19 protein-coding genes are annotated in these 21889 nt (G+C 63.8%); 6 read left to right on the top strand and 13 right to left on the bottom strand.

The features are described 5' to 3' along the window. Positions 1-184: 184 nt before the first annotated feature. Together fdhD and AC0L15_RS27815 are read left to right on the top strand one after the other, a co-directional pair. The gene (gene fdhD / locus AC0L15_RS27820; RefSeq protein WP_287250307.1) at positions 185-1012 is read left to right on the top strand and encodes a formate dehydrogenase accessory sulfurtransferase FdhD; all 828 of its coding nucleotides are present in this window, start codon (positions 185-187) and stop codon (positions 1010-1012) included. Beyond that, the gene (locus tag AC0L15_RS27815; protein ID WP_128168295.1) at positions 1002-1343 is read left to right on the top strand and encodes a formate dehydrogenase subunit delta; all 342 of its coding nucleotides are present in this window, start codon (positions 1002-1004) and stop codon (positions 1341-1343) included. The genes fdhD and AC0L15_RS27815 overlap by 11 nt, the downstream gene beginning before the upstream one ends. Positions 1344-1412: 69 nt before the next feature. Here AC0L15_RS27815 and AC0L15_RS27810 read toward each other — a convergent pair whose 3' ends face one another. The 7 genes from AC0L15_RS27810 to AC0L15_RS27780 all read right to left on the bottom strand — a co-directional run bounded on the left by AC0L15_RS27810 (position 1413) and on the right by AC0L15_RS27780 (position 9132). Further along, a complete protein-coding gene (locus tag AC0L15_RS27810; RefSeq protein ID WP_287250302.1) occupies positions 1413-2840 on the bottom strand; it encodes a gamma-aminobutyraldehyde dehydrogenase in 1428 nt (475 codons plus the stop codon). Positions 2841-2869: 29 nt separating this feature from the next. Further along, a complete protein-coding gene (locus AC0L15_RS27805) occupies positions 2870-3685 on the bottom strand; it encodes an ABC transporter permease (protein WP_128168297.1) in 816 nt (271 codons plus the stop codon). After that, positions 3675-4640, bottom strand: a complete 966-nt coding sequence (locus AC0L15_RS27800) for an ABC transporter permease (RefSeq protein ID WP_128174075.1) — start codon at positions 4638-4640, stop codon at positions 3675-3677. The genes AC0L15_RS27805 and AC0L15_RS27800 overlap by 11 nt, the downstream gene beginning before the upstream one ends. 253 nt (positions 4641-4893) lie before the next feature. Beyond that, positions 4894-5892, bottom strand: coding sequence for an ABC transporter ATP-binding protein (locus tag AC0L15_RS27795; protein ID WP_023802871.1), 999 nt, complete (start codon positions 5890-5892; stop codon positions 4894-4896). Positions 5893-6078: 186 nt separating this feature from the next. Further along, positions 6079-7230, bottom strand: coding sequence for an ABC transporter substrate-binding protein (locus AC0L15_RS27790; protein WP_287250298.1), 1152 nt, complete (start codon positions 7228-7230; stop codon positions 6079-6081). Positions 7231-7355: 125 nt separating this feature from the next. Further along, positions 7356-8282, bottom strand: coding sequence for a LysR family transcriptional regulator (locus AC0L15_RS27785; RefSeq protein WP_287250297.1), 927 nt, complete (start codon positions 8280-8282; stop codon positions 7356-7358). Positions 8283-8358: 76 nt separating this feature from the next. Further along, positions 8359-9132: a DeoR/GlpR family DNA-binding transcription regulator gene (locus tag AC0L15_RS27780; protein ID WP_128168300.1), complete on the bottom strand. Its 774-nt coding sequence runs from the start codon at positions 9130-9132 to the stop codon at positions 8359-8361. 426 nt (positions 9133-9558) lie between these two features. Between AC0L15_RS27780 and AC0L15_RS27775 the strand changes: the two genes are divergently transcribed. Both AC0L15_RS27775 and AC0L15_RS27770 read left to right on the top strand, forming a co-directional pair. After that, the gene (locus AC0L15_RS27775) at positions 9559-10443 is read left to right on the top strand and encodes a phosphotransferase family protein (protein WP_287174097.1); all 885 of its coding nucleotides are present in this window, start codon (positions 9559-9561) and stop codon (positions 10441-10443) included. After that, positions 10440-12893, top strand: coding sequence for a GcvT family protein (locus tag AC0L15_RS27770; RefSeq protein ID WP_287250294.1), 2454 nt, complete (start codon positions 10440-10442; stop codon positions 12891-12893). Before AC0L15_RS27775 ends, AC0L15_RS27770 begins: the two co-directional genes overlap by 4 nt. Before the next feature lie 145 nt (positions 12894-13038). Here AC0L15_RS27770 and AC0L15_RS27765 read toward each other — a convergent pair whose 3' ends face one another. Then, complete coding sequence (locus AC0L15_RS27765) at positions 13039-13671, bottom strand: class I SAM-dependent DNA methyltransferase (protein WP_287250292.1); 633 nt, start codon at positions 13669-13671, stop codon at positions 13039-13041. A gap of 158 nt (positions 13672-13829) precedes the next feature. Here AC0L15_RS27765 and AC0L15_RS27760 point away from each other — a divergent pair, with 158 nt between their 5' ends. After that, positions 13830-14732, top strand: a complete 903-nt coding sequence (locus tag AC0L15_RS27760) for a phosphotransferase family protein (protein WP_287250289.1) — start codon at positions 13830-13832, stop codon at positions 14730-14732. Positions 14733-14773: 41 nt separating this feature from the next. Here AC0L15_RS27760 and AC0L15_RS27755 read toward each other — a convergent pair whose 3' ends face one another. The 4 genes from AC0L15_RS27755 to ilvD all read right to left on the bottom strand — a co-directional run bounded on the left by AC0L15_RS27755 (position 14774) and on the right by ilvD (position 19319). Continuing rightward, entirely contained in the window at positions 14774-15694 is a 921-nt protein-coding gene (locus AC0L15_RS27755) for a DMT family transporter (protein WP_287250288.1), read from the bottom strand. 140 nt (positions 15695-15834) lie between these two features. Continuing rightward, positions 15835-16089, bottom strand: coding sequence for a hypothetical protein (locus AC0L15_RS27750; RefSeq protein WP_023802862.1), 255 nt, complete (start codon positions 16087-16089; stop codon positions 15835-15837). Positions 16090-16135: 46 nt separating this feature from the next. After that, positions 16136-17446, bottom strand: a complete 1311-nt coding sequence (locus AC0L15_RS27745; protein ID WP_287250286.1) for an amidohydrolase family protein — start codon at positions 17444-17446, stop codon at positions 16136-16138. Between the two features lie 28 nt (positions 17447-17474). Then, positions 17475-19319 (bottom strand): dihydroxy-acid dehydratase, encoded by a 1845-nt coding sequence (ilvD, locus tag AC0L15_RS27740; protein WP_287123046.1) that lies wholly within the window; start codon positions 19317-19319, stop codon positions 17475-17477. A 276-nt stretch (positions 19320-19595) separates the two neighbouring features. On the opposite strand from ilvD, the gene AC0L15_RS27735 reads away from it, so the two are divergent. Next, positions 19596-20069, top strand: coding sequence for a VOC family protein (locus tag AC0L15_RS27735; protein WP_027151605.1), 474 nt, complete (start codon positions 19596-19598; stop codon positions 20067-20069). Between the two features lie 180 nt (positions 20070-20249). On the opposite strand, the gene AC0L15_RS27730 is transcribed toward AC0L15_RS27735, so the two are convergent. Then, positions 20250-21857: a peptide chain release factor 3 gene (locus AC0L15_RS27730; RefSeq protein WP_473497704.1), complete on the bottom strand. Its 1608-nt coding sequence runs from the start codon at positions 21855-21857 to the stop codon at positions 20250-20252. Positions 21858-21889: the final 32 nt, after the last annotated feature.

Below are 21889 nucleotides of genomic sequence, written 5' to 3'. Positions count from 1 at the left end.
ACGGGGGAGAGGAAAGCGCGCGAACTCCAGGCTCCCTTCCTCTCCCTCCGGAGGGGGGAGAGGTGGCGCTGCGAAGCAGCGACGGAGTGGGGGATGGCCTAGGAGAGCAACTGTCAATTGAAGCAAGAAACCTTCGACGCTTCCTAAGTAAAATGGCCGGCAGGCCAGAGGGGGGTGCCGCGTGATGCCCAAACGTTGCGGTACCACCCAGATCTCCCGCCTCGCCCACCGCGCCGGCGGCAGTGCGGCCGCCAACCGGATGGTGCCGGAAGAGACGCCGGTGGCGTTCTCCTTCGCTGGCACCACTCATGCGGTGATGATGGCAAGCCCGGCCGATTTCGAGGATTTCGCGCTCGGCTTCTCGCTGACCGAAGGCATTATCGCCGACGGCCGGGAAATCGAGGCGATCGAGGTCGAGGATCACGGCGCCGGCATCGACATCCAGATCAGGCTGAAGGACCAGGCCAATACGCGGTTCGAGGCGCGGCGCCGACGCCTGGCCGGCCCGGTCGGCTGCGGGCTGTGCGGCATCGAGTCGATCGAGGAGGCGATGCGCTCGGTCGAGGCGGTCGGTTCGTCAAGACTTACACTTGACACCGATGACATCGTCCGTTCGGTCAGGCTTTTGTCGAAAGCGCAGCCGCTTCATGCCGAGACCGGTGCGGTCCATGCCGCCGGTTTTTATATCCCAGGCAAGGGCATCGTCATGGCGCGCGAGGATGTCGGCCGCCACAATGCGCTCGACAAGCTCGCCGGGGCGCTCGCCAAAGCCAGCATCGATGGCACCTTGGGTGCCGTCGTCGTGACGTCGCGCGTTTCGGTCGAGATGGTGCAGAAGACGGCGGCGATCGGCGCTGCGTTCATCATCGCCGTTTCGGCGCCAACGGCACTTGCCATCCGTACCGCCGGGGACGCCGGCATGACGCTGGTGGCTTTGGTGCGCGGCGATGATTTCGATATTTTCACCCACCCCGAGCGGGTGGCTTCCGGAGTTGCCAAGCATGTCGCATGACGAAGGCCACATCATGAGCACCAGCGAAAAGCTGGTCCGCATGGCTAACCAGATTGCCGCCTTTTTTCACTCCAAGCCGCGCGAGGAAGGCATTGCCGGCGTCGCCGAGCACATCAACAAATTCTGGGAACCGAGGATGCGGCGGCAATTGTTCGAGATGCTGGACAATGGTGGCGAAGGCTTCAACGAGCTTGTCGTGGCCGCCTCGGCAAGGATCAAGCGGCCGGCCGCACCGGAAGCAGCGGGCTTCGGCGCCGATGCCGGGGGCGTCGTTCCAGGCGGCAAGGGCCTTGGGGCCGGTGAGTCGAATATCGCCGCTTCGCAGAAGTAGGCCCGGTGCTGCCCCTCATCCGGCCCTTCGGGCCACCTTCTCCCCGTCAACGGGGAGAAGAAAAAGGCGCTACCCGTGCGCAACCATCACATGCCGCACGGCGGTATAATCCTCCAGCGCATAGAGCGACATGTCCTTGCCGTAGCCGGACTGCTTTAGTCCGCCATGCGGCATCTCATTGGTCAGCATGAAGTGGGTGTTGATCCATGTGCAGCCATATTGCAGCCGCGCGGCCGTCGCCATGGCGCGCGAGACATCCTTGGTCCACACCGAGGACGCAAGGCCATAATCGCTGTCATTGGCCCAGCTCACCGCCTCGTCGACCTCGGCAAAGCGGGTGACGGAGACAACCGGCCCGAACACTTCGCGGCGCACGATCTCGTCCTCCTGCAGCGCGCCGGCGACGACGGTCGGCTGATAGAAGAAGCCGGTGCCCTCGCCCGGCTTGCCGCCGGTGGTGATCTCGATGTGCTTAAGCTCCGAGGCGCGCTCGACGAAGCTCGAGACGCGGTCGCGCTGGCGGCGTGAGATCAACGGCCCGATCTCGTTTTCCGTGTCGTCGGGGCGGTTGTATTTGATGGTCGAGACGGCGGAGGAAAGATCGGCGACGAGCTTGTCGTAGATCTTCTTGCCGGCATAGATGCGGCAGGCGGCGGTGCAGTCCTGGCCGGCATTGTAATAGCCGAAGGCGCGCAGGCCATTGACCACCGCGCCGAGATCGGCGTCGTCGAAGACGATGACCGGAGCCTTGCCGCCTAGTTCGAGATGCGTGCGCTTGACCGATTTGGCGGCGGCCTGCAGCACCTTCTTGCCGGTGGCGACATCGCCGGTGATCGAGATCATATTGATTTTCGGGTGGTTGATCAGCGTGTTGCCGACGCTGTCGCCTCTGCCGAGCACGACGTTGACGACGCCCTCGGGCAGTATCTCGGCAAGGATTTTTGCCAGCTTCAGCGCTGTCAGCGGCGTCTGCTCGGACGGCTTGAAGACGACCGTGTTGCCGCCGGCAATCGCCGGCGCCAGCTTCCAGGCCATCATCATCAGTGGGTAGTTCCACGGCGCGATCGAGGCGACGACGCCAATGGCGTCGCGGCGGACCATCGAAGTGTGGCCGGGAATGTATTCACCGGCGACCTGGCCGGGCATCGAGCGGACAGCGCCGGCAAAGAAGCGGTAGCAGTCGACGATCGCCGGGATTTCGTCGTTGAGCACGGCATTGATCGGCTTGCCGCAATTGAGCGCCTCGAGGGCGGCGAAATCTTGTGCCGCGGCCTCGATGCGATCGGCGATCTTCAGGAGATAACCGGAGCGCTGCGCGGGCGTGGTGCGCGACCAGGTGACGAAGGCTTTTTCGGCCGCCAGCACCGCCGCCTCGATCTGCACCTGGCTGGCTTCAGGCAGGTTGAGGATAGTCGCCCCGGTCTTCGGATTGAGGATCGGCTCCTCGGTCTCGGTGCCCTTCTCGAATTTCGAGCCGATCAGCATCTTTGTGTCCATGGCAGTCTCTCCCTTATGGATTCTTGACGTCATTTGCCCGAACCGGCGATCTGGTCGCCGTCGCGGGTCAGGTAATAGGCGACGAGGATGGGCAGCAGCGTCACCAGCACGACGACCATGGCCACGACATTGGTGACCGGGCGCTGGCGCGGACGGATCAATTCCTCCAGCATCCAGATCGGCAGCGTCTGCTGCTGGCCGGCGGTGAAGGTGGTGACGATGACCTCGTCAAACGACAGCGCAAAGGCAAGCATGCCGCCGGCAAGCAGCGCGGTGGCGATGTTGGGCAGCACGACATGCCGAAACGTCTGGAAGCCGTCGGCGCCGAGGTCCATCGACGCCTCGATCATCGAGCCGGAGGTGCGGCGAAAGCGGGCGACGGCGTTGTTGTAGACGACGACGACACAGAAGGTGGCGTGGCCGAGCACGATCGTCCAGAACGAGAACGGAACCTCGGCCAGCGAAAAGGCCGAACGCAGCGCGATGCCGGTGATGATGCCGGGCAGCGCGATCGGCAGGATGACCAGCAGCGAGATGGTTTCGCGGCCAAAGAACCGTGTTCGCGAAACGGCGGCCGCGCAGAGCGTGCCGAGCACCAGGGCGACGAGTGTCGAGATAGCCGCGACACGGACCGACAGCGACAGCGCTTCCCACACGTCCGGGCGGTTCCAGGTGACGGCGAACCATTGCATGGTCAGCCCCGGCGGCGGCCAGGCGAAGCTCTTTTCCTCGGTCGTGAAGGCATAGACGAAGATCAGGAAGATCGGCAGATGCAGGAACAGCAGGCCGCAGGCGGCGGCGACCTTCAGGCCGAGAGGGGCGGTTGGTGAGCCATCAGAGCGCATCGAAGGCCCCCATGCGCTTGGCGCCCCAGAGGTAGAAGCCCATGATGACGATCGGCACCACGGTGAAGGCGGCGGCGAGCGGAATGTTGCCGGCGGTGCCCTGCTGCGAATAGACGGCCTGGCCGATGAACAGCCGCGAGGTGCCGATGATCTGCGGGATGATGTAGTCGCCCAGCGTCAGCGAGAAGGTGAAGATCGAGCCGGCGACGATGCCCGGCAGCGCCAGCGGGAACAGCACGTTGCGGAAGGTCTGGCCGGGCGAGGCGCCGAGATCGGACGAGGCCTCGACCAGATTGCCCGGCACGCGCTCAAGCGCCGCCTGCACCGGCAGGATCATGAACGGCAGCCAGACGTAGACGAAGACGATGAAGGTGCCGGTGGACGACACCGACAGCGAGTTGCCGCCGACGACCGGCAGCGACAGCCAGCCATCGAGCAGCCATAGCAGATGCAGCTTGGCGAGCAGCCAGGTGAGAATGCCTTCCTTGGCGAGAATGAGCTTCCAGGCGTAGATCTTGACCAGATAGCTCGACCACAGCGGCAGCATCACGCCGAGATAGAACAGCGCCTTCCAGCGGCCGCGCGCATAGCGGGCCGCGTAATAGGCGATGGGAAAGGCGATGGTCGCCGAGGCGAGCGTGACCAGGGCCGCCATCGTCACCGTGCGCAGGATGATGTCGAGATTGGCGGCCTGCAGCAGGTCGCCATAGGTCTTCAGCGTGAACTGCCGGTTGATGAGGCCGGAGAATTCGTCGATCGAGAAAAAACTCTGCAAGAGCAGCGCGAACAGCGAGCCGACATAGACGATGCCGAGCCACAGGACCGGCGGCAGCAGCATCAACAGCAGCAGCAGCTTCGGCTTGCGCCAGAACAAGTCGGACAGGGCGCCGCGCACGCCGCCGCTTCCCGGCAGGATGGCGGGAGCGGGATTGGAGTTGAGCGCGGCGATTGTCATGACGCCGCTCTGTCTTGGCGGAGGATATTTGGGAGGCCGCGATCCTTCGCGCCCCCCTTTGTCCTGCCGGACATCTCCCCCACTTGGGGGGAGATCGGCAGCTTCGCCGGCGGCGCCTCTTCTGCAACGTTGGTGACTGGCGAAAGTGGTTGCAACAGCCGATCTCCCCCCTCGTGGGGGAGATGTCCGGCAGGACAGAGGGGGGCGCCGTAGAGCGTCTTGCCTCGGCTAGCCACAATTGCCGACAGCGCCATCATCCCGGCTCGTCCATCAGATGCAAATGCTCGCGGTTGAAGGTGAGCACGACCGCCTCGCCTTCCCTGGGCAATTTCGCACCGGCCGGCACAATGGCATGCAATCTCAACCCGTCGGCGTCGAGCGCCAGTCTGGTCGTGGCGCCGAGATAATTGGTCGAGACGAGACGGGCGGCAACGCCGTCGCCCTTCGCCGCCCGGCCGATGCGAATGGATTCAGGGCGCAGGCTGCCCCAGCGATGCTGGCCGGAATAGCGCTGAACGAAATCCGGCGGCAGCACATTGGACGAGCCGACGAAATCGGCGACGAAGCGCGTCCTCGGCCGCTGGTAGATGTCCTCCGGCGTGCCGATCTGCATGATCTTGCCGTCGTTGAAGACGGCAACGCGGTCGGCCATCGACAGCGCCTCGCCCTGGTCGTGGGTGACGAAGACGAAGGTGATGCCGAGCGCCTTTTGCAGCGACTTCAGCTCCTCCTGCATGTTCTCGCGGAGCTTGAGGTCGAGCGCGCCAAGCGGCTCGTCGAGCAGAAGCACCTTCGGCTGGTTGACCAGCGCGCGGGCGAGCGCGACGCGCTGGCGCTGTCCGCCGGAAAGCTGGCTCGGGCGGCGGGCGCCGTAGCCGGGAAGCCGGACCAGCGACAATGCTTCCTCGGCCGCCTTCTGCCGTTCGGGCTTGCCGACACCCTTGACCATCAGCCCGTAGGCGACGTTTTCGAGCACGTTCAGATGCGGAAACAGCGCATAGTCCTGAAACACGGTGTTGACGTTTCGGCGATAGGGCGGAACGCCTTCGGCGCGTTCGCCGAAGATGGAGATCGAGCCCGATGTCGGCTGCTCAAAGCCGGCGATCAAGCGCAGGCAGGTCGTCTTGCCGGAACCCGAAGGTCCAAGCATGGCGAAGAACTCGCCCGGCACGATGTCGAGATCGACCATGTCGACGGCGCGCACGGTGCCGAAATGGCGCGAGACTTTTTGGAAGGAAACGGCTGATGTCATGGAGCTGTCCTGATCTGCCAGGCTCGTCAATTCAGACGACAGCGCTGCCCCTCATCCGCCTGCCGGCCTTCTGCCCGTATAGAGACGGGAGAAGGGGCTAGCCGCAACGGTCGCGATCCCCTCTCCCCGTTGTTCACGGGGAGAGGGTAAGGGGCAGCGCCAACTTGCCAGCAATGCGAAACGAACTCACCGTCCGCCGATGACGCCGATATAGTCCGACACCCAGCGATAGTAAGGCACGCACTGGTCCTGGGTGGCGCATTTCGACACCGGCGTCTTCCAGAACTTGATCTTTTCGAAATTGTTGTAGCCGTTGGTCTTGCAGCCTTCGTCGCCGAGCAATTCGTTGTCCTTGCAGGCAGCCGGCACCACCGGCAGCGAACCGAACCAGGCGGAGACATCGCCCTGCACTTTCGGTGACAGCGAGTGCTCCATCCACATATAGGCGCAGTTCGGGTGGGCTGCGTCGGCTGCCAGCATGGTCGTGTCGGCCCAGCCGGTCACGCCTTCCTGGGGGATGGTCGAAGCGACCGGCTTCTTGGCAGCAACCAGCGTGTTGACCTGATAGGGCCATGAACCGGAGGCAACGACGCCTTCGTTCTGGAAATCGTCGACCTGGATGGCGGCGTCATGCCAGTAGCGTCCGACCAGCGTGCGCTGGACGCGCAGCAGATCGAGGGCGGCCTTGTACTGGTCCTCGGTCAGTTCGTAGGGATCCTTGATGCCGAGCTCCGGCTTGTGGAACATCAGATAGTTGGCGGCATCGGCGATGTGGATCGGCCCGTCATAGGCCTGGACGCGGCCCTTGTTCGGCTTGCCGTCGGGCAAGGTCATCTCCTCGAAGACGACGTTCCAGCTCTTCGGCGCTTCCTTGAACACCTCGGTGTTGTACATCAGCACGTTCGGCCCCCACTGGTAGGGGGCGCCGTAGTGGGTGCCGCCGACCGTGAACCACGGCGCATCCTTCAGCCGGTCGTCGACCGTGTTCCAGCTCGGGATCAGATCGGTGTTGATCGGCTGGACCCGCTTGCCGGCGACAAGGCGCAGCGAAGCGTCGCCCGAGGCGGTAACGAGGTCAAAACCGCCCTCGTTCATCAGCGCGACCATCTCGTCGGAGGTGTTGGCGGTCTTGATGTTGACCTTGCAGCCTGTGTTCTTCTCGAAAGACGTGACCCAATCATAGTTCTTGTCGGTTTCGCCGCGTTCGATGTAGCCGGGCCAGGCGACAATGTTGACCTGGCCTTCGCCCTTGCCAAGTTCCTTAACCTGGGCGATCGCCTGGCCGGAGAAGGCCAGCGCGACCGTCAATGCAGTGCATGACTTCAGGAATGAATTCATCGTCGATCTCCCATTTGAGGGGCCGCACTCTCGCGGCGGCTTGGTCCCTGATTGTCAAAGTGCTGTGAAATTTCCGGTTTCGCAAATTCATTTGTCAGAAAGGCGATATCGGTTTTTCCGATAGATCAGCGGCCGTTCTTGTCCGGCCGCTGACGAACCATGCGCTGCGACTGGGCAAGCCCGATGAAGTCGCGCGCGGCCTGCGGCAGGCCGGAGCCGCGCCGCCAGACCGTGCCGACCTGGACAACCGGCAACGAGCCCGAAATATCGCGCGATTCGATGCGGTCGCCTTCCAGCGACCATGGCCGGTAGACGAGATCCGGCAGCAGCGCCACGCCGGCGCCGGTGGCGACGAGGCTGCGCACCGCTTCGACCGAGCGGGTGCGGAAGGCGACATGCGGCTTGGCGGCGATCGCCGCCAGCAATTTTCCGGTATTCTCTTCGATCTCATCGACGGTCAGCATGATCAGCGGTTCCGAGGCGATGTCGCTGATGCCGATGATGTCGGCGCTGGACAGCGGATGGCCAAGCGGCAGCCATAGCCGGTAGGGCGAGACTTCGAGAATTTCCGATTGCAGGGCGGTGCGGTCGCGCAGGTTCGAGGTGACCATGACGGCGATGTCGAGCTTGCCGCCGACCAGCAGATGTTCGAGGTAGTCGCCATTGTCCTCGATGGCCGAGATCTCGACGCCCGGATAGGCGCGGCGATAGCGGGCGAGAAGGTCGGACAGGACATAGCCGGCGACCAGCGAGGTGACGCCGAGTTGCAGCCGGCCGCCAGCCGCCGCTTGCTCGCCGAAGAAGGCGCGGCGCGCATCGGAAACATCGGCAAGGATCTTTGTCGCGTGGCGCAGGAACTGGTGGCCCTTGTGGGTGATGTTGAGGCCGCGCGGATGGCGCTCGAACAGTTCGACGCCGAGATCGCCTTCGAGCTCCTTGATCGCCTCGGTGACCGACGATTGCGAGATGGACAGGTTTTGGGCGGCGCCAGACACGGTGCCTTGCTCGGCGACGGCGATGAAGAACTGCAATTGGCGGATGGTGAAGGCCATCGCCGGACTAAACACCGGGACGGCAAGGAAGAAAAGCCGCCGATCCCAGGCTCACCGCATTACTGCTCTGGCCAGGTCAGGCCCCGCTTTCGCTGCCGGCAATACTGAGCCGTGCGCCAGCCTGCGCAAGGGCTGCGGCGATGGCGTGCGGCGGCGGCCGATCGGTGACGAGTTCGGAAAAACCGTCGAGGCCGCAGACCTGGACCAGGCCCTGGCGGCCGAACTTGGTGTGGTCGGTGATGACGAGCGAGCGCTGGCCGCGCGACAGCACCATGCGGGCGAATTCCGCCTCGTCCAGATCATAGTCCATCACGCCGGTGACGGCATCGACCGCGCCGGTGGAGATCACAGCGTGGCTGACGGAAAAGCGGCTGACGAATGCAATGGCCGAGACGCCGAAGGCAGCGCCCGAATCGCTGCGCAGTTCGCCGCCGGCCATATAGACCTTGTTGCCGTTGACGGTGGCCAGCGTGCGGGCGATGTCGGAGGAGTTGGTGACCACCGTCAACCGCCGGTGACCGAGCAGTTCGCGGGCCAGGAAAGAGGTCGTGGTGCCGGTGTCGAGCATGATCGCTTCGCCGTCGCGGATGGTGGCGGCAACCATGCGGGCGATGGCGCGCTTGGCATCGGCATTCTCGCGCATACGCCGCTCGAACGGCGCCTCGCCGGCCATCGACGGCAGGCCGACGGCGCCATGCATCTTCAGGATCGAACCGTCACTGGTCAGCGGCTTGACGTCGCGGCGCACGGTCTCCAGCGAGACGCCCAGCCGGTCGGCCAGGCTGGCGATGGTGACGGTGCCTTCCTCATGGAGGAGACGCAGGATCTCGCCATGCCGCTTCGAGGGCATCGGTCTCACCCAATCGGTTTGTTGCGCTACTGACCGCTTCTAAAGCAAATCGGCCACAGTTTACAAGAAATCCTTGTGATTTCGGGCAAAAAGCCACAAGTTGTCGTTGACAAGCCGGATCACATGGCGCGACACTGGCTTGTGACAGGCTTCGGAACTGCCACGGGAGAACGATGGCAGAGCCGCACCAAAATTCGCCTGCCCGAACGTCCGGGAAATCGTCTGACGTAAGGGAAAAGGACTTTTTTGAATCCGCGGGGGCGGATGCCGGAGTCAAAGAACCCGGCACTGGGGCTCGTCGGTGCGGTGCGGGATACCGATCCCGGGATCCCGCACCGACGAGGACTTCGCATTGCTCCCTCCTGCCGGCCGCCCTCTTTGCGTCGCCCGCGACGCCTTGAACCCCGCGCAACGAGGGATTCACCTGTGACCACCGAGGACCGCATCCGCGCCCTGCCCTGCTGGACCGGCAGCGTCGAGATCGCGCCGCTGCCGGGCGGCCTGAGCAACGCCAACTATCTGGTCAAGGACGCCGCCGGGCGGCATGTCGTGCGCTTTGGCCAGGACTTTCCGTTCCATCATGTCTTTCGCGAGCGCGAGGTGATGACCGCGCGCGCGGCGCACGCCGCCGGCTTCGCGCCTGCGGTCCGCCATTCCGAGCCCGGCATCCTGGTAACGGAATTTCTCGGCGCCAAGACTTTTGTCGCCGAGGACGTCCGCGCCAATATCGGCCGCGTCGCCGCCCTGATGCGCGGCTTCCATCGCGAGATGCCCAATCATGTCTCCGGCGCCGGCTTCATGTTCTGGGTATTCCATGTCATCCGCGACTATGCGCGCACGCTGGAGGAAGCCGACAGCCGCATGCGAAGCGAGTTGCCGCGGCTGCTGACGCTTGCCGACGAGCTCGAACGGGCGCAGAAATTGCTGCCGATCGTCTTTGGTCATAATGACCTTCTGCCGGCTAATATTCTCGATGACGGCCACCGGCTGTGGCTGATCGATTTTGAATATGCCGGCTTCAATACGGCGATGTTCGACCTCGCCGGCGTTGCCTCGAACGCCACCATGAACGACGAGGAGTCCTTCGCCTTCCTGACCGCCTATTTCATGAAGGAGCCGGACGAGGCGATCCGCCGCTCGCATGCGGCCATGCAATGCGCATCGCTGCTGCGCGAGGCGATGTGGAGCATGGTTTCCGAACTCTATCTCGACGCACCAGGCATCGACTACGTCGCCTATACCGACGAAAACCTGACGCGGCTCGATGCCGCGCTGGAAAACTACAGAACAAAATACGGACAGATATCATGACCTTGCCCGCCCACGCCGAGATCGTCGTCATCGGCGGCGGCATAATCGGGTGTTCGACGGCTTATCATCTGGCGCGTGACCACAAGGCCGATGTCGTGCTCCTGGAACAGGGCAAACTGACTTCGGGCTCGACATGGCATGCGGCGGGGCTGGTCGGTCAACTGCGGTCTTCGGCCTCTATCACCCGCGTGCTCAAATATTCGGTCGATCTCTACAAGGGGCTGGAAGCCGAAACCGGGCTGGCCACCGGCTGGAAGATGACAGGGTGCCTCAGGCTCGCCACCAATGCCGACCGTTGGATCGAGTACAAGAGGTTGGCGACGACGGCGAAAAGCTTTGGCATGGATATGCAGTTGCTGTCACCGGCCGAGGTCAAGGCGATGTGGCCGCTGCTGGCAACCGGCGATCTCGTCGGCGCCAACTGGCTGCCGACCGACGGCCAGGCAAACCCTTCCGACATCACGCAGTCGCTGGCCAAAGGCGCGCGCATGCATGGCGCCAGGCTGTTCGAGGATGTCCGCGTCACCGGCTTTGACATGCAGGAGGGCCGCATCACAACGGTAAAGACCAACAGGGGCGATATCGCCTGCGACAAGGTGGTGAACTGTGCCGGGCAATGGGCGCGGCAGGTGGGGGCGCTAGCCGGCATCAACGTGCCGCTGCAGCCGGTGAAGCACCAGTACATCGTCACCGAGAGAATAGACGGGTTGGCGAGCGATGCGCCGACGATCCGCGACCCCGACCGCCGCATTTATTTCAAGGAAGAGGTCGGCGGGCTGGTGATGGGCGGCTATGAGCCGAACCCGCAAGCCTGGACGACCGGTCTTCCCGGCGGCGATGCCCCTGACGACTGGCAGTTCCGGCTGTTCGACGACGACTACGATCATTTCGAGCAGCATATGAACCAGGCAATCAAGCGGGTTCCGGCGCTCGAAACCGTCGGCGTCAAGCAGATGATCAACGGGCCGGAGAGCTTCACGCCGGACGGCAATTTCATTCTCGGCGTGGCACCCGAATGCGCCAACATGTTCGTCGGCGCCGGCTTCAACGCCTTCGGCATCGCGGCAGGCGGCGGCGCCGGCTGGGTGCTGGCGCAGTGGGTCGTCGACGGCGAGGCGCCACTCGACCTGTGGGTGGTCGATATCAGGCGCTTTTCCGACCTGCACCGCGACCGGCAATGGGTCCGCGACCGCACGCTGGAAGCCTATGGCAAGCACTATACGATCGGCTTCCCGCATGAAGAGTATGCCACGGGCCGGCCACGGATCGTGTCGCCGCTCTATGAACGGCTGCAAAAGCACCGCGCCGTGTTCGGCTCCAAGCTCGGTTGGGAGCGGCCGAACTGGTTTGCGCCCGAAGGCGTCGAGCCGAAGGACATCTATTCGATGGGCCGGCAGAACTGGTTTTCGCCGGTCGGCGACGAGCACCGGCACGTGCGCGAACACGTGGGCATCTTCGACCAATCGTCCTTCGCCAAATACGAAATGACCGGTGCGGATGCGCTGAAGGCGCTCGACTGGATCTGCGCCAACGACGTCGCCAAGCCGGTCGGCCGGCTGACCTACACGCAGCTTCTCAACACGCGCGGCGGCATCGAGGCCGACCTGACCGTGGCGCGGCTCGGCGAAGACCGATTCTACGTCGTCACCGGCACCGGCTTTAGGACGCATGACTTCTCGTGGATCGGCGACCATGTCGGCAACGAGCTCGACGTGACGCTCACCGATGTCACCGAGGATTTCGGCACGCTGTCGCTGATGGGGCCGCGGGCCCGCGACGTGCTGGCTGCGGTGACCGATGCGGACGTGTCGAACACCGCTTTCCCGTTCGGACAGGTGCGGGAAATCTCCATCGCCGGCACCACAGTTAGGGCGCTGCGCGTCACCTATGTCGGCGAGCTCGGCTGGGAGCTGCATGTGCCGATCGCGGCGACGGGCGAAATCTTCGACGCTCTGATGGCGGCGGGCGAGGAGCACAGCATCCGCCCGGTCGGCTACAGGGCGCTGGAATCGCTGCGGCTGGAAAAAGGCTACCGCGCCTGGGGCTCCGACATCACGCCCAACGACACGCCGCAGGAGGCCGGCCTTGGCTCGGCGGTGAAGCTTCGCAAGAACACAGATTTTCTCGGGCGGCGGGCGCTGGAAGAGATCGGCGGCGCGGTTCTGAAAAAACGCTTTGCCGGCTTCACCGTCGACGATTGCGAGATCGTGCTGCTCGGGCGCGAAACGATCCTGCGCAACAGCGAGCCGGTCGGCTACCTGACCAGCGGCGGCTATGGCTACACGGTCGGAAAGAACATCGGCTACGGCTATGTGCGCAACGCCGACGGCGTCAGCGACGATTTCCTCACCTGCGGCGACTACGAGCTGGTGGTGGCTATGGAGCGGACGCCGGCAAAAATCCATCTCGAGCCGCTTTACGACCCGGCCGGAGAAAGGATCAGAGCCTAAAGCGTAGCGCGTCGCGTCTGAACGGCTTCATGCGAGGCGCTTTGAGTTCTTGTTTCTATGCATGTCGTTATCGCAAAACCGCTGCGCACCCTCGGGTCAGGCCCGAGGGCGTGCTTTTGAGCGACATGCATAAGAGCGGGGATGGTCAGTTCACACGCATAACGAGACCGCGGCTGGGCACGGTGTCGGCCTCACCCGGCATGGAGACATAGGGCGATGTCTCCTCGGCGCGCGTGACGACGCCCTTCGCCTCGAGGTCGGCTATCCCTGCGGAAAAGCCGGCGTCCCACAGGGTGTTCTTGACCGTCAGCACGATTATCCCGCCCGGCCGGCAGATGCGGATCAGTTCGTCCAGCCCCTCAGCGCCGACATGGCCCGAGGTGAAGACGCCGGCCGATATGATGCCGGCATAGGCATCATCCGCGAAGGGCAGCGGGCCGCCGAGCGCCAAGCAGTGAAGCGCCGAATAGACGCCCTTGCGCGCTGCCTGGGCCAGCATGCCTTCGGAAATGTCGAGCGCCTCGACCTGCGGATAGCCCGCGATCTTCAGCCACTCGCCGATGAGCCCGGTGCCGGCACCGGCATCGAGGAGCGGTGCCGCGCCGCGCGGCAGGTGGCGGGCAAGCAGGGCAAGGCAGATGGTCGGATGGCGATAACCGGCCGCCGACATGTCGGCGTCGTAGGTGTCGGACCAGCGGTCGTAGAGCGCCGCCACCTCCTCTGGCCGCTTCGCTGCATAGGCCGCGGCGAGCGCGCCTTTGTTTTTCCTGTCCGCCATTACAGTCTCGTCCGCAAATCAAAGTGCCGCAGCGTTCTTAGCGCGTCCTACAGGAACGCACGGCGCTGGAGTGAACCGCATGCAAGCGATGATAGCCAAACGGCGAAATTTGTGGAACCGTCGTCACCACAAATAGACGCGAAAAGAGGGCAGAAGCGATGGTGGACGAGGAAGCACGCGCGGCGCTTGCAGCCATTCCGGCGCTGGCCGGCTACGAGGGACCGCTGGAGCGGCTGGGTGGCCTCACCAACCTCGTCTTCAGGGCTGGAGATGCCTGCCTGCGGATTCCCGGCAAGGGCACGCAGGAGTATATCAACCGCGCCAACGAGGCGGTGGCGGCGCGGGAGGCAGCGATGGCCGGCGTCAGCCCCGAGCTGCTGCATGTCGACGGCGAGACAGGCGTGATGGTGACGCGCTTCATCGCGGGCGCCGAGACGATGTCGCCGGATAAATTCAAGACCCGGCCGGGCAGTCCGGAGCGTGCCGGCAAAGCCTTCCGCAGATTGCATACATCCGGCGCGGTGTTTCCCTTCCGCTTCGAGCTGTTTGCGATGATCGACGACTACCTGAAGGTGCTGTCGACCAAGGACGTCGCCCTGCCTGCCGGTTACCACGACGTCGTTCGCGAGGCGGAAACCGTGCGCTCGGCGCTTGCCGCGCATCCCCTGCCTCTCGTCGCTTGCCACTGCGATCCGCTGTGCGAAAATTTTCTCGATACGGGCGACAGGATGTGGATCGTCGACTGGGAATATTCCGGCATGAACGACCCGCTCTGGGATCTCGGCGACCTCAGCGTCGAAGGCCAGTTTGATACGGCGCAGGAGGACGAGATGATGGGCGCCTATTTCGGTGGCGAGCCGACGCCGGCGGAGCGCGGCCGCATCGTCATCTACAAGGCGATGTGCGATCTCTTGTGGACGCTGTGGGGACTGATCCAGCTTGCCAACAGCAATCCGGCCGACGATTTCCGCGCCTATGCCGACGGTCGCTTTTCACGCTGCAGGGCGCTGATGGAGACGGCCGACTTCTCAACGCATCTGGCGGAGGTGCGCGCCGGTTAAGTGCCAAAACTCTGAACCTTAAGGCACCAGAAATCTGGACCCTAGTTGACACCTTTCGGCACGTTTTCGGGCGGCAACGTGTCGACCACTTTCTGGCGATGGAAGATGAACAGGCCGGCCAGCACGATGATGCCCGAGCCGATCAGGATGCGCGGGCCGGGCATGTCGCCGAAGAAGGCCAGCCCGAAGATGACGGCCCACAGCAGCAGGCTGTAATGCAGCGGCGCCAGCGTCGACGCCGGCGCCAGCTTCAGCGCCCTGGTGATCATCAGATGCGCGCCGCAGGAGACGATGCCAAGAAGCAGCATGGCGCCTAAATCGAGCGAGGACGGCGTCTGCCAGTTGCCGATGGTGAGAAACCCGCCGACCAGCAGCGTGCCGATGGTTTGCCAGGTAACGAGCGAGGTGTCGCTGGTGCCACGCAACCGCCGGTTGAGAATGATCGCGAAGGCGAATGAAATGCTTCCGGCCAGCGCGAAGGTCGACGACAGCGAAAACGCGGCCGAGGACGGTTCGAGCATGATCAGCACACCGCAGAACCCGACCAGAATCGCCATCCAGCGGCGCCAGCCGACCTTTTCACCAAGCAACAGGTGGGACAGCGCCGCCACGTAGATCGGCCCTGCCATGTAGAAGCTCATGACGTCGGCGAGCGGCAGATAGACGACGGCGGCGTAGAACAGCGCCGTGTCAAGCGTCGTCATGACGACGCGCAAGACCTGCAGTTCCAGGCGCTCCATGCGGAACAGCCTGGCCGCGCCTTGACGCGCTATCATCGGACCGAGCACGAAAAAGGCGCCGATGGAACGGATCAGCACGACCTGGCCGACGGAAAAGCTGGCGACCAGCCATTTGCCCATCGCATCATTCAAAGCAAACAGGAAATCGCCGGCCAGCATCAGCAGAATGCCAGCCAAAAGCACGTTCCTGAACGTTGAATTCTGGGCTGTTGGCTGTGCCATGCCGATGTCGCTTCCTCCCGCATGAAAGCCCGGTGAGCAGCGTCGTAGACGCAAGCGGCCGCTTTGACGAGCGGAAATCGGGAAGCCGGCCAGACCAGGGACCGGAAATCGGCTGGGCCTGTACGGACGATCGCAACGGCCTACTTTGGCCGTGGCCGAATGATAACCGGACGATAGATCACCGGCCGATCCCAAGGATCGAAGACCGACGCACTTCTGAGCTCGGCGCGGCGCGCCAGATCGATGCGCTGCAGACATTCGGCGAAGGCATCATTCTTCCTGACGAAGCCGTAGGATCGGCATTTCGCCTCGTCCGCGGCACGACGGTCTTCGGCCGTCATGCAGCCTGCACAGGTCGCCGCCAACACGACCACCATCGCCGCCTTGTGCCACATGACATCCTCCTCGGCATAAAACTGGAGGTTGATTGTAGACTTGCGGTCAGGACCTATCAATCTGATCGATGGAGTTTTGAGACCGGCGATGCCTGCGGTTTACTGTTGCCGGCCGTCCGGCGATCGAGAGCCGTGTTTCCTGCCTGGCCCGCTCGGCCACCACCTTGCCCCTGGCGATGACACAGAGCCGCTCGGGACGCAGGCGCAAGGCCTCGACCGGATCGCCGGCATCGAGGACGACGAGGCTGGCGCGCTTGCCGACCGACAGGCCGAAATGGTCGAGGCCCATGATGGCGGCGTTGACGTTGGTGACCATGTCGAAGCAGCGCGCCATGTCGGCCGGGCTCGACATCTGGGCGACGTGAAGGCCCATGAAGGCGACGTCGAGCATGTCGGCGGTGCCCAGCGAATACCAGGGGTCGAGCACGCAATCCTGACCCCAGCCGACGCGGATACCGTGGGCAAGCATTTCCTTGACCCGCGTCAGGCCGCGGCGTTTGGGGAATGTGTCGTGGCGGCCCTGCAGCATGATGTTGATCAGCGGATTGGGGATCGCCGAGACGCCTGCCTCTGATATCAGCGGCAACAGCTTCGAGACATAGTAATTGTCCATCGAGTGCATCGACGTAAGATGCGAGCCGGCGACCCTGCCCTGCAGGCCGAGGCGTTGCGTCTCATAGGCCAGTTGTTCGATATGGCGCGACAGCGGATCATCGGTCTCGTCGCAATGCAGGTCGACCATGAGGCCGCGTTCTGCCGCGATTTCGCACAGTTCCGTCACCGAACGCGTGCCGTCGGCCACGGTGCGCTCGAAATGCGGAATACCGCCGACGATGTCGACACCCATGCCGAGCGCGCGGATGGTGTTATCGCGCGCCGTCGGCGAGCGATAAAACCCATCCTGCGGGAAGGCGACCAGTTGCAGGTCGATATAGGGCGCGACGGTCTTCTTCACATCGAGCAGGGCTTCGACCGCCAGCAGCCTGGTATCGCAGACATCGACATGGCTGCGGATGGCGAGCAGGCCCATGGACACTGCCCAGTCGCAATAGGCGAGCGCGCGGTCGCGCACCGCTTCGTGCGTCAACAGCGGCTTCAGTTCGCCCCACAGCGAGATGCCTTCGAGCAGCGTGCCCGACACGTTGATGCGCGGGATGCCTAGCGAGAGCGTGGCGTCCATGTGAAAATGCGGATCGACGAAGGGCGGCGAGATCAGATTGCCATGGGCGTCGATCGCCGTGCCCGCGCCAGCGTTCAGCTCCGGCTCGATGGCCGCGATCGTCTCGCCGATGATGCCGATATCGGCGATCCTGCCGTCGGGCAGCGTGCCGCCGCGGACGATAAGGTCGAAATCCATCTACCGTCATCCCTTTGAAGAAGCGAACCTATTCCGGCACATACCTTACCGCACCCTTTGCAGCACTGGTCGCCATCGAGGCGTAGGCGCGCAAGGCCATCGTCACCTTGCGCTTGCGCTTTTCTTCGGGCTTCCAGGCGGCGGCTCCCTTGGCCTCCATCGCGGCGCGGCGGGCGGCTAGTTCGGCATCGTCGACGGCAAGCCGGATGGTGCGGTTCGGGATATCGATCTCGATCGTATCGCCCTCATGCACCAGCCCGATCAGCCCGCCTTCCGCCGCCTCGGGAGAAGCATGGCCTATCGACAGGCCGGAGGTGCCGCCGGAGAAGCGGCCATCGGTGACCAGCGCGCAGGCCTTGCCGAGGCCCTTCGACTTCAAATAGCTGGTCGGATAGAGCATTTCCTGCATGCCGGGGCCGCCGCGCGGCCCTTCGTAGCGGATGACGACGACATCGCCGGCCTTGATCTCGTTGGACAGGATCGCCTTGACGCTGGCGTCCTGGCTTTCGAACACCCTGGCCGGGCCGGTGAATTTCAGGATCGATTCATCGACGCCCGCGGTCTTCACGATACAGCCGTCGAGCGCCAGGTTGCCTTTCAGCACGGCAAGGCCACCATCCTTGGAAAAAGGATATTGGGCCGAGCGGATGACACCCTTCTCTCGGTCGAGATCGAGTTCATCCCAGCGGCGATCCTGGCTGAAGGCGACCTGCGTCGGCACGCCGCCCGGGGCCGCCAGAAAGAAGTCGCGGACATTCTGGCTTGACGTGCGCGAGATATCCCAATGGTCGAGCGCTTCGCCGAGGCTTGCGGTGTGCACGGTCGGCAGGTCGCGGTTGATCAGTCCGGCGTTATCGAGCTGGCCGAGGATCGCCATGATGCCGCCGGCGCGGTGGACGTCTTCCATGTGCACATCCGCCTTGGCGGGGGCAACCTTGCATAGCACCGGCACCTTGCGTGACAGCGCGTCAATGTCGTCCTGACCGAAATCGATCTCGCCCTCATGCGCGGCAGCCAGGATGTGCAGCACGGTGTTGGTCGAGCCGCCCATGGCGATGTCGAGCGTCATGGCGTTCTCGAAGGCGCCCTTCGAGGCGATGCTGCGCGGCAGCGCGGTGTCGTCGTCCTGCTCGTAGTAGCGCTGCGCGAGATCGACGATCAGGTGGCCGGCCTCGACGAACAGCCGCCTGCGGTCGGCGTGCGTCGCCAGCGTCGAACCGTTGCCGGGCAGCGAAAGGCCGAGCGCCTCGGTCAGGCAATTCATCGAATTGGCGGTGAACATGCCCGAGCAGGAGCCGCAGGTCGGGCAGGCCGAGCGCTCGATGGTCTTGACGTCCTCGTCGGAGATCTTGTCGTCGGCAGCCGCGACCATGGCGTCCACCAGATCGAGCGCCTGCGTCTTGCCGGCAAGCACCACCTTGCCGGCTTCCATCGGGCCACCGGAGACGAAGACGGTCGGGATATTGAGACGCAGCGACGCCATCAGCATGCCCGGCGTGATCTTGTCGCAATTCGAGATGCAGACCATGGCGTCGGCGCAGTGGGCGTTGACCATATATTCGACCGAGTCGGCGATCAGCTCGCGCGAAGGCAGCGAATAGAGCATGCCGTCATGACCCATGGCGATGCCGTCGTCGACAGCGATGGTGTTGAACTCCTTGGCGACGCCGCCGGCCTTCTCGATCTCGCGGGCGACCAGTTGGCCGAGATCCTTGAGATGGACGTGGCCCGGAACGAACTGGGTGAAGGAATTGACGACAGCGATGATCGGCTTGCCGAAATCGGAATCCTTCATGCCGGTGGCGCGCCACAGGCCGCGGGCGCCGGCCATGTTACGGCCATGGGTAGTGGTGCGGGAACGGTAGGCGGGCATTAAACTGTCCTTGCTGTTTGCGTCGTCCGAACAGGGGCGGAAAACCGGAATTGAGCGGCGTTATATACGCCACCGTCTGGTCTGGCCACGGTTTTGCGATGCGCCGGGATCTTGAGCCAAAAACGGCAAGCCGGTCCAGGCAGTAAAAAAAGTCAGAGGTGCTGTCGGATCGTGTTTTGTTTGAGCGTCCTTGGGCAGACGGCGGCGACCGGCATCTATCGCCAGCCGGCCGTTGGACCCGTGAAAACAAGCCAAAACAGCCCGAGGAGCAAGAAAATGCAAAAGATCACCCCCTGCCTGTGGTTCGACGACCAGGCCGAGGAGGCCATGAACCATTACATCTCCATCTTCAAGAACTCGAAGGTGCTGAGCGTGATGCGCTGGCCCAAGGGCAGCGGCGATAATGAGGGCAAGGTGCTGGTGACCTATTTCGAGCTCGACGGCGTGCAGTTCCAGGCGCTCAACGGCGGGCCGCAATTCAAGTTCACCGAGGCAGTCTCGCTCTCCATCGACTGCAAGACGCAGGAGGAGGTCGACTATTTCTGGGAAAGGCTCATCGAGGGCGGTGGCGAGCCCAGCCAGTGCAGCTGGCTGAAGGACAAATTCGGCGTGTCCTGGCAGGTCGTGCCGGAGCAATTGCCGAGGCTGCTGCAGGACCCCGACACGGAAAAGGCCGGCCGCGTCATGCAGGCTATGATGCAGATGAGCAAGATCGACATCGCCAAGATCGAAGAGGCGGCCAGGGGGTGATCGAGCCGTCCGATCTTCCCTTCTCCCCTTGTGGGAGAAGGTGGCCGAGCGAAGCTCGGTCGGATGAGGGGTGTTCCAGCTTGGCGCCGCCGGCACTCTGTCCAACACCCCTCATCCGGCTCGGCTCTCCGTGCCAATCTATCTTCCCCACGAGGGGGAAGGGAAGGCGCTGAGTCTAGTTCAAGCCGCCTTGTCGCGGACCTGATAATCCTTGACCGCGGCGAAGCGGATCGCCTTCCAGCGCTCGGCCTCGTAGTTGAGCGAAAAGGCGTGCTGGGCAAGGAACACCGGATCGTGGTCGAGGTCGCGGGCAATGTCGCCGCGATGCGCCTCGATGAAGCGATGCACCTCGGCCTTGTCGTCGGCCGATATCCAGCGGCAGACGGAAAAGCGCGACATCTCGAAATCGACCGGCAGCGTGTATTCGATATTCAGCCGCTCCTTCAGCACGTCGAGCTGCAGCGCACCGACGACGCCGACGATTGCCGGCGAGCCGTCTTCTGGCGAGAACAGTTGCACGACGCCTTCCTCGGCCATCTGGTGCAGCGCCTCCTTCAGCTTCTTGGCCTTCATCGCGTCGCCGAGCCGGACGCGGCGCAGGATTTCCGGCGCGAAATTCGGCACGCCGCGGAACAGGATCTCCTCGCCCTCGGTCAGCGTATCGCCGATGCGCAGCGTGCCGTGGTTGGGGATGCCGACGACGTCGCCGGCAAAGGCCTCGTCGGCGGTGACGCGGGTGCGGGCGAAGAAAAATTGCGGCGCCGACAGGCTCATCGGTTTTCCCGTGCGCACCAGCTTGGCTTTCATGCCGCGCTCGAGCTTGCCCGAGCAGACGCGGACGAAGGCGATGCGGTCGCGGTGGTTGGGATCCATGTTGGCCTGGATCTTGAAGACGAAGGAGGTCATCCTATCCTCGGTCGCCTCGACTTTGCGGGTATCGGCTTCCTGCGCGCGTGGCGGCGGCCCGTAGGCACCAAGCGCCTCGATCAGGTCGCGGACGCCGTAATTGCGCAGCGCCGAACCGAAATAAACCGGCGTCAGATGGCCCTCGCGAAACGCACCGATGTCGAGCGGGCGGCAGGCTTCGCGCGCCAGCTCCAGCTCCTCGATGAAAGCCTCGCGCTCGTTCTCCGGCAACAGGCCGGCGACGCGGTTGGAGTCGGGACCATTGACCGGCGTGCGTTCTTTCTCGGCGTCGCCCTTGCGCACCGCGTTCAGCGCCAGATGATAGGTGCCGGAAAAGGTTTTGCCGTGGCCGATCGGCCAGGTGATCGGTGCGGTGTCCAGCGCCAGCTTCTGCTCGATCTCATCGAGGATCTCGAACGGGTCGCGGCTTTCGCGGTCCATCTTGTTGACGAAGGTGATGATCGGGATGTCGCGAAGCCGGCAGACCTCGAACAGTTTTAGCGTGCGCGGCTCGATACCCTTGGCGGCGTCGATGACCATGACCGCCGCATCGACCGCCGACAGCGTGCGATAGGTATCGTCGGCGAAATCCTCGTGACCGGGCGTATCGAGCAGGTTGAAGACATTGTCCTCATACTCGAAGGTCATCACCGAGGTGACGACCGAAATGCCGCGCTCGCGCTCGATCTTCATCCAGTCCGACCGGGTCTGGATGCGATCCTTCTTGGCCTTGACCTCGCCGGCAAGCTGGATGGCACCGCCGAACAAAAGCAGCTTTTCGGTCAGCGTCGTCTTGCCGGCGTCCGGATGCGCGATGATCGCGAAAGTGCGGCGGCGCGCCACCGCGTTCGTGATGTCTTCAGCCAATTTATGGAATCCCATGTGGTGCGCGGGCTTCTAGCAGCGCTTTTGCA

It is taken from the genome of Mesorhizobium sp. WSM4846 (assembly GCF_055811415.1).
The sequence above is the reverse complement of the archived record's forward strand: the minus strand, read 5'-3'. Positions and strand labels throughout refer to the sequence as shown.

Excerpts from the sequence above, each read along its gene's own strand:
- AC0L15_RS27785 (WP_287250297.1), bottom strand. The coding sequence starts at position 8,282 with ATGGCCTTCACCATCCGCCAATTGCAGTTCTTCATCGCCGTCGCCGAG.
- AC0L15_RS27730 (WP_473497704.1), bottom strand. The coding sequence starts at position 21,857 with ATGGGATTCCATAAATTGGCTGAAGACATCACGAACGCGGTGGCGCGC.
- AC0L15_RS27735 (WP_027151605.1), top strand. The coding sequence starts at position 19,596 with ATGCAAAAGATCACCCCCTGCCTGTGGTTCGACGACCAGGCCGAGGAG.
- AC0L15_RS27770 (WP_287250294.1), top strand. The coding sequence starts at position 10,440 with ATGACCTTGCCCGCCCACGCCGAGATCGTCGTCATCGGCGGCGGCATA.
- AC0L15_RS27750 (WP_023802862.1), bottom strand. The coding sequence starts at position 16,089 with ATGTGGCACAAGGCGGCGATGGTGGTCGTGTTGGCGGCGACCTGTGCA.
- AC0L15_RS27815 (WP_128168295.1), top strand. The coding sequence starts at position 1,002 with ATGTCGCATGACGAAGGCCACATCATGAGCACCAGCGAAAAGCTGGTC.
- AC0L15_RS27810 (WP_287250302.1), bottom strand. The coding sequence starts at position 2,840 with ATGGACACAAAGATGCTGATCGGCTCGAAATTCGAGAAGGGCACCGAG.
- AC0L15_RS27795 (WP_023802871.1), bottom strand. The coding sequence starts at position 5,892 with ATGACATCAGCCGTTTCCTTCCAAAAAGTCTCGCGCCATTTCGGCACC.
- AC0L15_RS27800 (WP_128174075.1), bottom strand. The coding sequence starts at position 4,640 with ATGACAATCGCCGCGCTCAACTCCAATCCCGCTCCCGCCATCCTGCCG.
- fdhD (WP_287250307.1), top strand. The coding sequence starts at position 185 with ATGCCCAAACGTTGCGGTACCACCCAGATCTCCCGCCTCGCCCACCGC.
- AC0L15_RS27805 (WP_128168297.1), bottom strand. The coding sequence starts at position 3,685 with ATGCGCTCTGATGGCTCACCAACCGCCCCTCTCGGCCTGAAGGTCGCC.
- AC0L15_RS27755 (WP_287250288.1), bottom strand. The coding sequence starts at position 15,694 with ATGGCACAGCCAACAGCCCAGAATTCAACGTTCAGGAACGTGCTTTTG.
- AC0L15_RS27790 (WP_287250298.1), bottom strand. The coding sequence starts at position 7,230 with ATGAATTCATTCCTGAAGTCATGCACTGCATTGACGGTCGCGCTGGCC.
- AC0L15_RS27760 (WP_287250289.1), top strand. The coding sequence starts at position 13,830 with ATGGTGGACGAGGAAGCACGCGCGGCGCTTGCAGCCATTCCGGCGCTG.
- ilvD (WP_287123046.1), bottom strand. The coding sequence starts at position 19,319 with ATGCCCGCCTACCGTTCCCGCACCACTACCCATGGCCGTAACATGGCC.
- AC0L15_RS27780 (WP_128168300.1), bottom strand. The coding sequence starts at position 9,132 with ATGCCCTCGAAGCGGCATGGCGAGATCCTGCGTCTCCTCCATGAGGAA.
- AC0L15_RS27745 (WP_287250286.1), bottom strand. The coding sequence starts at position 17,446 with ATGGATTTCGACCTTATCGTCCGCGGCGGCACGCTGCCCGACGGCAGG.
- AC0L15_RS27765 (WP_287250292.1), bottom strand. The coding sequence starts at position 13,671 with ATGGCGGACAGGAAAAACAAAGGCGCGCTCGCCGCGGCCTATGCAGCG.